Origin of the sequence: Microbacterium sp. LS_15, assembly GCF_041954735.1 — a bacterium.
GTDB lineage: Bacteria > Actinomycetota > Actinomycetes > Actinomycetales > Microbacteriaceae > Microbacterium.
Genome location: NZ_JAVAYD010000009.1, coordinates 134,001 through 146,065, shown reverse-complemented (window position 1 = coordinate 146,065; position 12,065 = coordinate 134,001). Strand labels below are relative to the sequence as shown.

13 protein-coding genes are annotated in these 12,065 nt (G+C 70.7%); 11 read left to right on the top strand and 2 right to left on the bottom strand.

Features of this window, described 5'->3' with window-relative positions; translation table 11 throughout:
* On the top strand, nucleotides 1-897 hold an 897-nt coding region (gene tilS, locus RAC69_RS12550; protein WP_375087094.1), incomplete at its 5' end, for a tRNA lysidine(34) synthetase TilS.
* A 16-nt stretch (nucleotides 898-913) separates the two neighbouring features.
* Here the strand turns inward: tilS and RAC69_RS12545 are convergent.
* Nucleotides 914-1,456 carry a DUF937 domain-containing protein gene (locus RAC69_RS12545; protein WP_375087093.1) on the bottom strand — a complete coding sequence of 181 codons (543 nt, stop codon included), beginning with the start codon at nucleotides 1,454-1,456 and terminating at the stop codon, nucleotides 914-916.
* A gap of 127 nt (nucleotides 1,457-1,583) precedes the next feature.
* Between RAC69_RS12545 and hpt the strand changes: the two genes are divergently transcribed.
* The 10 genes from hpt to RAC69_RS12495 all read left to right on the top strand — a co-directional run bounded on the left by hpt (nucleotide 1,584) and on the right by RAC69_RS12495 (nucleotide 10,185).
* Complete coding sequence (gene hpt / locus RAC69_RS12540) at nucleotides 1,584-2,135, top strand: hypoxanthine phosphoribosyltransferase (protein ID WP_341935601.1); 552 nt, start codon at nucleotides 1,584-1,586, stop codon at nucleotides 2,133-2,135.
* Between the two features lie 67 nt (nucleotides 2,136-2,202).
* Entirely contained in the window at nucleotides 2,203-4,203 is a 2,001-nt protein-coding gene (gene ftsH / locus RAC69_RS12535; protein ID WP_341935600.1) for an ATP-dependent zinc metalloprotease FtsH, read from the top strand.
* Nucleotides 4,204-4,205: 2 nt separating this feature from the next.
* The gene (gene folE / locus RAC69_RS12530) at nucleotides 4,206-4,808 is read left to right on the top strand and encodes a GTP cyclohydrolase I (RefSeq protein ID WP_375087092.1); all 603 of its coding nucleotides are present in this window, start codon (nucleotides 4,206-4,208) and stop codon (nucleotides 4,806-4,808) included.
* Nucleotides 4,805-5,608, top strand: coding sequence for a dihydropteroate synthase (folP, locus tag RAC69_RS12525; RefSeq protein ID WP_341935598.1), 804 nt, complete (start codon nucleotides 4,805-4,807; stop codon nucleotides 5,606-5,608). Before folE ends, folP begins: the two co-directional genes overlap by 4 nt.
* A 3-nt stretch (nucleotides 5,609-5,611) precedes the next feature.
* A complete protein-coding gene (folB, locus tag RAC69_RS12520) occupies nucleotides 5,612-6,004 on the top strand; it encodes a dihydroneopterin aldolase (RefSeq protein WP_375087091.1) in 393 nt (130 codons plus the stop codon).
* Entirely contained in the window at nucleotides 6,001-6,540 is a 540-nt protein-coding gene (gene folK, locus RAC69_RS12515; RefSeq protein ID WP_375087090.1) for a 2-amino-4-hydroxy-6-hydroxymethyldihydropteridine diphosphokinase, read from the top strand. The genes folB and folK overlap by 4 nt, the downstream gene beginning before the upstream one ends.
* The gene (locus tag RAC69_RS12510) at nucleotides 6,537-7,034 is read left to right on the top strand and encodes a DUF3180 family protein (RefSeq protein ID WP_375087089.1); all 498 of its coding nucleotides are present in this window, start codon (nucleotides 6,537-6,539) and stop codon (nucleotides 7,032-7,034) included. Before folK ends, RAC69_RS12510 begins: the two co-directional genes overlap by 4 nt.
* Nucleotides 6,970-7,566 (top strand): PH domain-containing protein, encoded by a 597-nt coding sequence (locus RAC69_RS12505; protein WP_341935594.1) that lies wholly within the window; start codon nucleotides 6,970-6,972, stop codon nucleotides 7,564-7,566. Before RAC69_RS12510 ends, RAC69_RS12505 begins: the two co-directional genes overlap by 65 nt.
* Nucleotides 7,563-9,488 (top strand): PH domain-containing protein, encoded by a 1,926-nt coding sequence (locus tag RAC69_RS12500; RefSeq protein WP_375087088.1) that lies wholly within the window; start codon nucleotides 7,563-7,565, stop codon nucleotides 9,486-9,488. Before RAC69_RS12505 ends, RAC69_RS12500 begins: the two co-directional genes overlap by 4 nt.
* Complete coding sequence (locus RAC69_RS12495) at nucleotides 9,481-10,185, top strand: DUF2520 domain-containing protein (protein ID WP_341935592.1); 705 nt, start codon at nucleotides 9,481-9,483, stop codon at nucleotides 10,183-10,185. Before RAC69_RS12500 ends, RAC69_RS12495 begins: the two co-directional genes overlap by 8 nt.
* Before the next feature lie 19 nt (nucleotides 10,186-10,204).
* Here the strand turns inward: RAC69_RS12495 and RAC69_RS12490 are convergent, their stop codons facing one another.
* The gene (locus RAC69_RS12490; protein WP_375087087.1) at nucleotides 10,205-12,043 is read right to left on the bottom strand and encodes a DUF2207 domain-containing protein; all 1,839 of its coding nucleotides are present in this window, start codon (nucleotides 12,041-12,043) and stop codon (nucleotides 10,205-10,207) included.
* Nucleotides 12,044-12,065: the final 22 nt, after the last annotated feature.

Genomic DNA, 12,065 nt, shown 5'->3' with positions numbered 1-12,065 from the left:
CACCCCCGCGAGCCGGGACGCCCCGCGAACCGCCCGGGCGGTCCGGGGGCCCCCGCCCGGAGGCGGCCTACCCCGGGGGGGGCCGTGGTCCCGGGGGCTCCCGGCGGCCCGGCCCGCCCGGCCGCCCGGCCCCGACCCCCTGGCCGGCCCGGGCAGCACGGCCCCCCCCGGGGCGCGGAGCGGGGCCCGGGGAGGCACGGCGGCGGGCCGGAAGCCGCCGCACGGGACGCCCGCTATCGCGTCCTCGCGGAGGGGGCGGCGGACGCCGGCGCCGCGGCGGTGCTGCTCGGGCACACGCTCGACGACCAGGCGGAGTCTGTGCTGCTCGGACTGGCCAGGGGATCGGGCGCGGCGAGCCTGCAGGGCATGGCGCCGGTGCGCACCGACGACGACGGACTCCGCTGGATCAGACCGCTGCTGGGCGTGCGCCGCGAGACGACGAGGGCGTTCTGCGCGGCATCCGGCATCGAGGTGTGGGACGATCCGCACAACGCCGATCCGCGCTTCGCCCGCGTGCGCGTACGGGATCGGGCGCTGCCCGTCCTCGAAGCCGAGCTCGGACCGGGCGTCGCTGAAGCGCTGGCCCGCACCGCCGAGCAGCTGCGCGAAGACGCCGAGGCCTTCGACGAGATGATCCACGAGACGATCGAGGACATCGTCGAACACGCCGAGGCCGGCATCTCGGTCAGCGCCGCCGCGCTCGCGGCGAATCCCGCCGCGCTGCGCAACCGCATCATCCGCCTCGTGGTCGACAGCGAGTTCGGCGCCAGCCTGACCCGCGTGCAGACGCTCGAGGTCGCGCGCCTCGCGACGGACTGGGCAGGTCAGGGGCCTATCGATCTGCCCGGATGCTCTGCGCGGCGCATCGGCGGACGGATCGTGTTCACGGCGCGCTGAGGCGTCTCGCCGCGGGCTACTTCTTGCCGAAGAGCCCGCCGAGGACGCCGCCGAGCAGGTCGCCGACGCCGCCGCCCGACTTGGAGTCGCCGCCGCCGAGCAGTCCGCCGATCACATCGCCGAGACCGCCGCCACCCGACTGCGCCTGACCGCCGCCGGCCGTCGTGTCCTTGCTCTTCGTCGCGTTCGCGATGAGCCCCATGACGATCGGCGCGAGGATCGGCAGCAGCTTGCCGAAGTCGATGCCCGCCGTCTCCTTCGACTCGTTCAGCTTCGTCGTGACCTTCTTCTCGTCCGCGCCGAGGATGTGCGACACGATCTTCCCGCCGTCGTTCTGGTCGATGTCGTCGACCTTCTTCGCACCGGTCGTCCCCTCGTGGCGCTTCAGCGCGTTCTCGATCGCGGACGAGCCCTCCGAGGTGGAGGCGTTCTTCGCGAGCCCGCTGAGCAGCACCGCGCCGCCCTGCTCGACGGCGGCCTTGGCCTCGTCGTGCGACACGCCGAGCTTGGCGGCGACGTCGTCGATCGGGACCTGCTTCAGGATGTCGTCGAGAGCCATGAGGATTCCTTCCGTGAGGGGCGGTCGCCCGTGTCACCGCCCAGGGTAGTGCGCACGCCCGACATGGGGGAGGGGGTGGACGGGCCCGCCGGACCGAGCATCCGACTTCGTCGCCTAAAATCGATCCATGCGCGCCGCGGAGATCCAGGACGACCTTGCACAGATCCTCGTCACCGAGGAGGAGATCGTCGCGAAGCTGGACGAGCTCGCCGCACAGGTGACGCACGACTACGCGGGCAAGGACCTCATCCTCGTCGGAGTGCTCAAGGGCGCGGTGATGGTGATGGCCGACTTCGCCAGGGCGCTCCCGTTCCACGCCCCGATGGACTGGATGGCCGTGTCGAGCTACGGCGCGAGCACGAAGTCGAGCGGCGTGGTGCAGATCCGCAAAGACCTCGACACCGACCTCAACGGCAAGCACGTGCTCATCGTCGAGGACATCATCGATTCCGGCCTCACGCTGAGCTGGCTGCTCGAGAACTTCGGGTCGCGCGGGGCCGCGTCGATCGAGGTGCTCGCTCTGCTGCGCAAGCCGGAGGCCGCCAAGGTCGAGATCGACTGCAAGTACGTCGGCTTCGACATCCCCACCGACTTCGTCGTCGGGTACGGGCTCGACTACGACGAGCGCTACCGGAACCTGCGCGACGTCGCGGTGCTCGCGCCGCACGTGTACTCCTGAGCCGGCGGTACGCCGTGGGTGAACGCACAGCGGTCACCTAGGGCCCGCGCGATACGCTGATCCGACCATGGATGTCAAGAAGCTCACGCGGAACCCGCTGATCTACGTCGCCCTGATCGGGCTGCTGCTGTTCGGCGGCTTCCTGCTGATCTCGAACCTCGGCGCTCCCCACCAGATCACCACCCAGCAGGGTCTGAAGCTGCTCGCCGGCGACACCGTGACCGAGGTCGTCACCACCGACGGCGACCAGCGCGTCGACATGACGCTGTCGAAGGCGTTCGAGGGCTCCGAGAAGGTCCAGTTCTACTATGTCGAGGCGCGCGCCGACGAGGTCGTCACCGCGATCAACGCCGCCGACCCGAAGGACGGCTTCAACGACAGCGTGCCGCGTGCGACGTGGTTCGACGGCATCCTCTCGCTTCTCCTTCCGCTCGTGCTGCTCGGCCTCCTCTTCTGGTGGCTGCTCTCGTCGATGCAGGGCGGCGGCGGCAAGGTCATGCAGTTCGGCAAGTCGAAGGCGAAGCTCGTCAACAAGGAGACGCCGACCGTGACGTTCGCCGACGTGGCCGGTGCCGACGAGGCGATCGAGGAGCTGCACGAGATCAAGGAGTTCCTCCAGGACCCGGCGAAGTTCCAGGCGATCGGCGCCCGCATCCCCAAGGGCGTGCTGCTGTACGGCCCTCCCGGAACCGGCAAGACCCTGCTCGCACGTGCCGTCGCCGGTGAGGCAGGCGCTCCGTTCTACTCGATCTCCGGATCGGACTTCGTCGAGATGTTCGTCGGCGTCGGCGCCTCGCGCGTCCGCGACCTGTTCAACCAGGCCAAGGAGAACGCGCCGGCCATCATCTTCATCGACGAGATCGACGCCGTCGGCCGCCACCGCGGAGCGGGCATGGGCGGCGGCAACGACGAGCGCGAGCAGACGCTCAACCAGATGCTCGTTGAGATGGACGGATTCGACCCGAACGCGAACGTGATCGTGATCGCGGCGACCAACCGTCCCGACATCCTCGACCCCGCTCTGCTGCGCCCCGGTCGCTTCGACCGCCAGATCGGCGTCGACGCCCCCGACCTCAAGGGGCGTCAGAAGATCCTCGAGGTGCACAGCAAGGGCAAGCCGCTGTCGAAGAGCGTCGACCTCGAGGTCGTCGCCCGCAAGACCCCGGGCTTCACCGGTGCCGACCTCGCCAACGTGCTCAACGAGGCCGCGCTGCTCACCGCGCGCTCGAACGCCCAGCTCATCGACAACCGCGCGCTCGACGAGGCGATCGACCGCGTCATCGCCGGTCCGCAGCGTCGCACGCGCGTCATGAAGGACCGCGAACGTCTCATCACGGCGTATCACGAGGGCGGTCACGCGCTCGCGGCGGCTGCGATGAACTACACCGACCCGGTGACCAAGATCACGATCCTGCCCCGCGGCAAGGCGCTCGGCTACACGATGGTGCTGCCGCTCGACGATAAGTACTCCGTGACCCGCAACGAGCTGCAGGACCAGCTCACCTACGCGATGGGCGGTCGCGTGGCCGAGGAGATCGTCTTCCACGACCCGACGACCGGCGCCTCGAACGACATCGAGAAGGCGACGTCGATCGCCCGCAAGATGGTGATCGAGTACGGCATGACCACCGAGGTCGGTCCCGTGAAGCTCGGCTCCGAGGGCGGCGACATGTTCGTGGCCCGCGACATGGGCCGAGGCCGCGAGTACTCCGAGAAGGTGGCCGAGCGCGTCGATACCGAGGTGCGCGCCCTCATCGAGCAGGCCCACGACGAGGCCTACCAGGTCATCAGCGACAACCGCGACATCCTCGACCGTCTCGCCCTCGCACTGCTCGAGGAGGAGACGCTCGACCACAACCAGATCGCCGAGATCTTCACCGAGGTGCGCAAGCTGCCGGAGCGTCCGCTCTGGTTGTCGAGCGAGGATCGTCCCGTGTCGGACGTGCCGCCCATCGAGGTGCCGAAGAAGGTCGTGCCGGTCGCCGCGTCCGTCGAGGAGCCGTCCGCTGCGCCCCGCACGCAGCAGGGCCCGTCGACCGCGACCAACCCGCGTCCCGCGACGGCCTGATCGTGAGCGTCGACAGGACGCGGATCGAGCGACTCACGCGTGAGCTCCTCGAGGCGATCGGGGAGGACCCCGACCGTCCGGGGCTCCGCCAGACGCCCGCGCGCATGGCCGACCTGTACTCGGAGTTCTTCGCCGGTGTCGGCGAGGATGCCGCAGCACCCCTCGCACGCACCATCAGCGTCTCTCGCGGCCCGGCCCCCGACACGCTTCCCTCGGGCGCTGTGCTGCTGCGCGACATCCGTTTCCGGTCGGTGTGCGAGCACCACCTGCTGCCCTTCGCCGGGCACGCCCACATCGCCTACCTTCCCGGCGAGCAGGTCGTCGGGCTCGGCGCTCTCGTCCGCGTCGTCGAGATCCTCGCCACGCGGCCGCAGGTTCAGGAGCGGCTCGGCGAACAGATCGCCGACGTCATCGCCGAGAACCTCGACGCCCGCGGTGTGCTGGTCGTGCTCGACGCGAGCCACGGCTGCGTCACGATGCGCGGCGGACGACAGCCGGAGGCGTCGACCCTCACGATCGCGGCGCGCGGCGAGTACACCGACGCCGTCGCCCGTGCCGAGCTCATCGCCCTGATCGGCGCATCCACCGGAGCGTCGCGGGCATGACGGGCATCTGGGGGATCGTCAACGTGACGCCGGACTCGTTCAGCGACGGCGGACGCTACCTCGAGGTGGATCGGGCGGTCGAGCACGGTCTGCGCCTGCGCGCCGAGGGGGCCACGGTGCTCGACGTCGGCGGCGAGTCGACCAGACCGGGCGCCGACCGCGTGGGCGCCGAGGTCGAGCAGCAGCGGGTGATCCCCGTCGTCGAGCGGCTCGTCGAGGCGGGAGTGCCAGTGAGCATCGACACGATCAACGCCGCCACGGCCGACGCCGCCGTGCGGGCGGGTGCGCGCATCGTCAACGACGTGTCGGGCGGCCTGGCCGACCCCGAGATGCGCGGTGTCGTCGCGGCATCCGGAGCCGACTACGCCATCGGCCACTGGCGAGGCTTCTCCGACGACATGTACGCACGCGCCGACTACCACCGCGTCGCCCGCGAGGTCGCCGGCGAACTGCAGGAGCGGATGGGCGAGGCGGCGGCTGCGGGCATCGCGCCGTCGCGGATCATCCTCGACCCCGGCATCGGCTTCGCGAAGGCGGGCGCGCAGAACTGGGAGGTGCTGCGCGGGCTCGACGAGATCGTCGCGCTGGGCCCCCGTGTGCTCGTCGGGACGTCGCGCAAGCGATTCATCGCCGAGGCTCTGCAGCCCGACGAGGCTGGTTCGGTGAGCGAGCAGCGGCGAGACCTCGCCACCGCCGTCACCAGCGCCCTCGCCATGCGCGCCGGAGCGTGGGCCGTGCGCGTGCATCACGTCGGAGCCACCCGCGACGCCCTCGCCGTCGCGCGCGCCTGGGAGGGCTGAGCCGTGAGTGTCCTCGACGAGATCGCCCTCACCGGACTGACGGTGTTCGGACGCCACGGCGTCTACGAGCACGAGCGCCGCGACGGACAGGAGTTCACGGTCGACGTGCGGCTCCGGATGCCGTTGCGCGACGCCGCGGCATCCGATGACGTGGCCGACACCGTGCACTACGGCGAGCTGGCCGAGAGGATCGCCGCCGTCGTCGGCGGAGAAACGGTGAACCTCATCGAGACCCTCGCCGAACGCATCGCCGAGGTCGCGCTCGACGATCAGCGCGTGCACGAAGCGATCGTCACCGTGCACAAGCCGCACGCTCCCATCCCGCTGTCGTTCACCGACGTGTCCGTGACCGTGCATCGCGCCCGTCGGCAGCCCGCCGAGGAGGTCTCGCCGTGAGCCGCAATCTGACCATCCCGCCGAACCTCCCGGGTCCTCGCGCCCCGCGCCCCGAGACCGTCGCCGTCGTCGCGTTCGGTGCGAACCTCGGCGATCGCGAGGAGACCATTCGCGGCGCCGCTGCGCGCATCGCCCGCCTTCCCCTGGTCTCGGAGGTGCAGCTGTCGCCGCTGCACGAGACCGTCGCGGTGCGGCTCGACGGGCCCGATCCCGAGGCCCCCGCCTACGTGAACGCGGTCGCGCTCGTGACCACGCGCCTCGCACCATCCGTGCTGCTCGGCATGCTGCATGCGATCGAGGACGAGAACGGACGCGAGCGCCACGAGCGCTGGGGCGATCGCACGCTCGACCTCGACCTGATCGCCTACGGCGACGAGACATCGGATGCCGAGGCGGTGCGGCTGCCGCATCCGCGCGCCGCCGAGCGGCTCTTCGTGCTCGGCCCGTGGCTGGACCTCGACCCCGATGCGGTGCTCATCGGGCACGGTCGCGTGGCCGATCTCGCCGCCGCTCTCCGCGACCGGGGTCAGGGATGAAGCGCACGTCGATCGGCGTCCTCGTCGTCCTCGCGCTGCTCGCGACCGGCGCCGGATTCCTGCTCGACCACGTGCTCACGGTGATGGGCCGCGCGACCTTCACGCCGTCGCTCCTGCTCCCGCTGCTGCTCCTGCTGATCGCGGCGGCCGCGCTGTCGGTCGCCTGGCCGGTGTGCGCGAGCGTGCGCAAGGGAATCCGCATCGACCCGTTCCGCGCCACGAGGGCCGTGACGCTCGCGCGGGCGTCGAGTCTGCTGGGGGCGATCATGGCCGGCTTCGGCGCCGGGCTGCTCGTGTTCCTCCTGTCGCGGCCCGTTGATCCCCCGGTAGGGTCGACTGTGGCGATGCTGGCACTGATCGGGAGTGCGGTCGTGCTCGCGGTCGCCGCGCTCGTCGCCGAACAGTTCTGCACACTGCCGAAGGATCCTGATGACTCAGAACCCAGAGACCGAGCCGGGGACCCCGGCCCCGCTGAACTCGGCGGAGGTCACTGACCTCGCGGCCCTCGACGCCGGCACCTACACGGCGCTGCGCACGGTGCGCAGCGAGGCGCGTCTCGAACTCGACGGTGTCTGGCACCAGATCTCGCCGCGGTACGTCGTGTCGCAGATCGTGCAGAACGTGATCTTCATCGCGATCGTCGCTGTCGTGGCGGCGGTGCTCGCGCTCGCGCTGCACCAGACGTGGGCGTGGATCCCGGCCGGCGTGATCGTGCTGATCACGCTGATCACGCTGATCATCCTCCCGCGCCAGGCGAAGGCGATCGGGTACATGCTGCGCGACGACGACATCGTCTTCCGCAAGGGCATCCTGTGGCAGCGCATGATCGCGGTGCCCTACGGCCGCATGCAGCTCGTCGACATCACGCAGGGCCCGCTCGACCGGGCGTTCGGGGTGACGCAGCTGAAGATGGTGACCGCGGCCGCGACCACCGGCGTGCAGATCCCGGGGCTCACGCAGGCCGCTGCCGAAGCGCTGCGCGACACGCTCATCGAGGTCGCCGAGACCCGCCGGACCGGCCTGTGAGCGAGCCGCAGCTCCCGCCGCCCGCCGCAGGCACGGAGCCGGCGCCGCCTCGGTCGGGGGATCGCACGACGCTCGCGGACGGCGAGTGGCACCGGATGCATCCGCTCACCCCGCTCTTCAAAGGCGGGCTGGCGCTCATCATCGTCGCCGGAATCGCGATCGCCAATCTGCGCGACCGCCTGATCGCCTGGTTCGTCGACCTGTTCACGCCCGAAGAGGCCCACTACGACCAGTACGGACAGGGCGACCCCGTCGAATGGGTGCTGGCGAACAACCTCATCCTCGTCGTCCTGCTCGGCGTGCTGGGGCTCGCGGCCGTGCTCGTGGCGATCTTCTGGTTCGTCTGGCGTTTCCAGCAGTTCCGCATCACGGGCGATCATGTCGAGGTGCGCAAGGGCATCATCTTCCGCTCCCACCGTCGCGCGCCGCTCGACCGCGTGCAGGGTGTGAACCTGACGCGTCCGTTCCCCGCGCGCATCATCGGACTGGCGAAGCTCGAGGTGGTCGGCGCGGGAACCGATTCCAACGTCGAGCTCGAATACCTGGCCACGGCGCGCGCGGAGTCGGTGCGTGCCGATATCCTGCGCCTCGCCTCCGGGGCGCGCGCGGCTCGCCAGTCGGCGGTCGCCGGTGCGCCCGGTGCACCGCGGACGGCTGCGGATGCCGCGGGCTCGGCCCCGACCTCGGCCCGCGCCCAGCTGGTCGGTTCGATGAACGAGGGCGTCAACGGTCTCATCGGCGGCGTCGATCTGGCCGATGTCGAACCGGAGAGCGTGGTCAAGATCCCGACCGGACGGCTCGTCGGCTCGCAACTCATCTCGAGCGTGCTCTGGCTCGTGTTCTTCGGACTGATCTTCCTCGTCGCCTTCGGTGGCATCCTGATCGGTTCGCTGCTCGACGGCGAGCCGCTCGGCAGCGTCATCGGGCTCGGTCTCGGGCTCGGCATGGGGATCCCGCTCGTGATCGCCGTGGTCGGTATCACCTGGGCGCAGATCTCGAAGTCGCTGCGGTACTCGATCGCACCGACCCCCGACGGCGTCCGCATCACCTACGGTCTGCTGACGACCGTCACCGAGACGCTTCCCCCTGGACGGATCTTCGCGGTCGAGGTGTCGCAGTCCCTCCTGTGGCGTCCGTTCGGCTGGTGGACGATCCGCATCAACCGCATGAGCGGCAAGAGCGCGGCGCAGCAGCAGTCGGGCAGTGCGCAGCAGTTCAACGTCGTGCTCCCGGTGGGCAAGCGCGCCGATGTCGAGCGCGTGCTCTCGCTGGTGCTGCCCGATGCGCCGGTCTCCGACATCCCGCTCGTCTGGGAGCACGGCATCCTCGGTCCGGTCGAGGGCGACCCGTACCGCACCATGCCCCGTCGCGCATGGTGGCGTCGCCCGATCTCGTGGAAGCGGCAGGGCTACTTCCTCACCGACTTCGGTCTGCTGCTGCGTCGCGGGGTCATCTGGCGCAAGCTCGCGATCTTCCCTCTCGCCCGCCTGCAGGGCGTCTCGCTGTCGCAGGGTCCCATCGATCGTGCGCAGCGCGTCTCCGGTGCGCAGATCCACTCGGTGCAGGGCATCATCACCGGGTACATCTCGGCGCTGGAGATGCCGGACGCGCTGTTCCTCATCGACGGCGTGAGCACGGCCGCGGCGGCTGCGGCCGCCATGGACCACACCCACCGCTGGGGCGCCTACGACGCAGCGGATGCCGCAGCCGTGGCGGATCTCGACGGACCCGGTCGCACGGCGGCCGAGATGACGTCGCCGGTGGGTCGGCCTCCGGTGCCTCCGGTCGCGCCGCCCCCGGTGGGTCAGCCTCCGGTGCCTCCGGTCGCGCCGCCGCCTGTGGGGCAGCCTCCGGTGCCGCCGGTCGCGCCGCCCCCGGCACCGCCCGTGCCTCCTGCGCCCCCGGCGTCGAACGGTGAGTGATCCCGCGAACCGCGACGGACGACTCGGCGTCGGCGTCATCGGCGCGGGACGCGTCGGTCCGGTGATCGGGGCGGCTCTCGCGGGCGCCGGTCACGCGGTCACCGGGATCACGAGCGGATCGGACGACGATCGGGCGTCGGCGGTGCTCCCCGATGTGCCCGTGCTCGATGCCCTCGAGGTCGTCCGGCGCAGCGAGCTCGTGGTGGTGGCCGTCCCGCATGACCAGCTGCCGTCGCTCGTCGCCGGCATCGCCGAGGTCGGCGGGTGGCAGATCGGGCAGCTCGTGCTGCACACCGACCCCGGATACGGGATCGAGGTGCTCCGTCCGGCTGCCGAGCGCGGAGCGATCCCGCTGGCCGTGCATCCGGCCATCACGTTCACGGGCACGTCCATCGACCTGCGTCAGCTTCAGGCCGGCTATGCGGCGGTGACCGCCCCACCGGCGGTGCTCCCGATCGCGCAGGCGCTCGCGGTCGAGATCGGTTGCGAGCCGGTGGTGATCGCGGAGGCGGACCGGAGTGCGTACGCGGATGCCATCCAGACGGCCACGGAGTTCTCGCGCTCGATCATCGCGCAGTCGACCTCGCGCCTCAGCGCGATCGGGGTCGAGAACGCCGGAGGGTTCCTGTCAGCGCTCGTGCAGTCGACCGTCGAGCGTGCTCTGCGCGACGCCTCAGGGCCGCCGCCGCTGCTCTGACCCTCCTCGCGGCGTCGGCTCAGCGACCGCCCGAGAATCCGCCCCCGCCGCCGCCACCGGAGAACCCGCCGCCGAACGATCCGCCGGCGCTCGACGAGGTGCTCGCGCTCGGCGCCGAGTACGTGGCAGCCGCGTAAGAGGTGAGGGCGAAGGCGGCGAGCTGCGAGCGGAGGAACGGGGACGTCGGGTCGCCGATCCACCTTGCCCCGCGCTGAGCCGAGGCGTACGCGCTCTCGAGAACGGCGCCCCACTCGTCCTCCATGCCGAACAGCATCGCGTACGGGAGTAGTCGTTCGTAGACGACGATCACATCGGCGCCGCCGTCCTGTCGACGCTCGGCTCCCGAGTACGACTGCAGCATCCGCAGGCGGTCGGCTTCGGCGACGCGGATGAACTCCCGGACGCCCTGCAGGTATTCGTGCTCACGGGCCCCTTCCGGCGTGAGCACGGTGTGCTTCGAGAAGGCGTAGAAGCTCGAGATGAGGACGAGCACGATGCCGAACGACACGGCCACGAAAGCGGGGATCGCGGTGACCCTGCCCGCGATGATCCCGAACAGTCCGATGCCGAACCCGGCGAGCACCAGCGCGATGGCGATCCACTGCAGGATCACGGCTCCACGACTGCGCGCCTTCGTCGTCAGCCCGCGGGCGGCGGCTTCCGCCGTGCCGCGCTGCGTGAGGGCGGTCATGCGTGCGGCGAAGGACTCGCTCGACGAGGGGAGGTCGGCCACGCCCTCGGAGTCGGCCTCAGCGAACAGGGCGTCGAGTGCCTCGACGTCGAGCTGGTCGGGGATGCGAGAGCCGGGCATCCGGCGAAGACGGGGCTCCTCGGCATCCGATCCTTCCTCGATGCGCAGCGTGCCGCGGACCGCGAGGTGAACGATCTCGGCGGGGATCGCATCCTTGGCGCCGGGGATGATCGCCGCGGCCAGCAGGGGCGGCAGGGAATCGGGGACGTCGTATTGGGCTACGACGATCCCCGTGGCGCGCCGTCGGGAGCGGCGGAAGGACGAGACCGCGAACCAGCTGCCGATCGAGAGTCCCAGCGCGCCGACTCCGACGACCGCGGGAACGACGTCGGTGACCGGATCCGGCTGACGGGCCGTCGGCTGCGTCACGGTTCCGGCCTCGAATCCGATCGCGACGGTCACGCCTTCGCCCGGAGCGAGGGAGTCCTGCTCGACGCGGAAGGACGACGCATCCGCTCCGGGGAGGAGCGGGCACTCGTCTGTGGAACCGGAGAAGCCGATGTAGCACCGCGCGTTCCCGGCGAGACGGTCGGTCAGCGTGCGGTCGAAGACGATCTCGGTGTGGAACGACTCGATCGGCTGGGTGCTGTCGAGAGGGAGGAGGTCCCAGTAGAACTCGTCGACGCCGTTGTCTGCGGTGAGCATGATGTCGCGCATCTCGTACTCGATGACGTAGGTCGTGAGGCCCCGCACGTACTCGTCGTCGCCCGTGAGGACGTACAGCACGCCGTCGTCTTCGTCGGTCTCGTAGGGCACGGCCGCGCCCTGCTCGTCCGTGACGGAGAGGATCTGCGGATCGACCCAGGCGTTCTGGTAGCTCGTCGGCAGGCCTCGCACGATGCCGCGGTTCTGGTCGGCGTCGGGGAATCGCGCGGTCAAGGTCTCGGTGACGTGCATGTGCGATCGCCCCTCGGCGTCCAGGCCGACCTCGTAGCGGGCGTCCCAGGAGGCGTACGAGAAGTCGTCGACGTCGGCACCGACCGCCGCGGACACGGCGTGTGACGAGTGCGTCGGAACGGCCGCCGATACAGCGGATGCCGGGGCGAGAGCGACCGTGCCGCCCAACGCGATCGCGGCGAGAGCGGGAGCATAGCGGATGGCTGCCATGCTTCGAGGCTACCCACGCTCG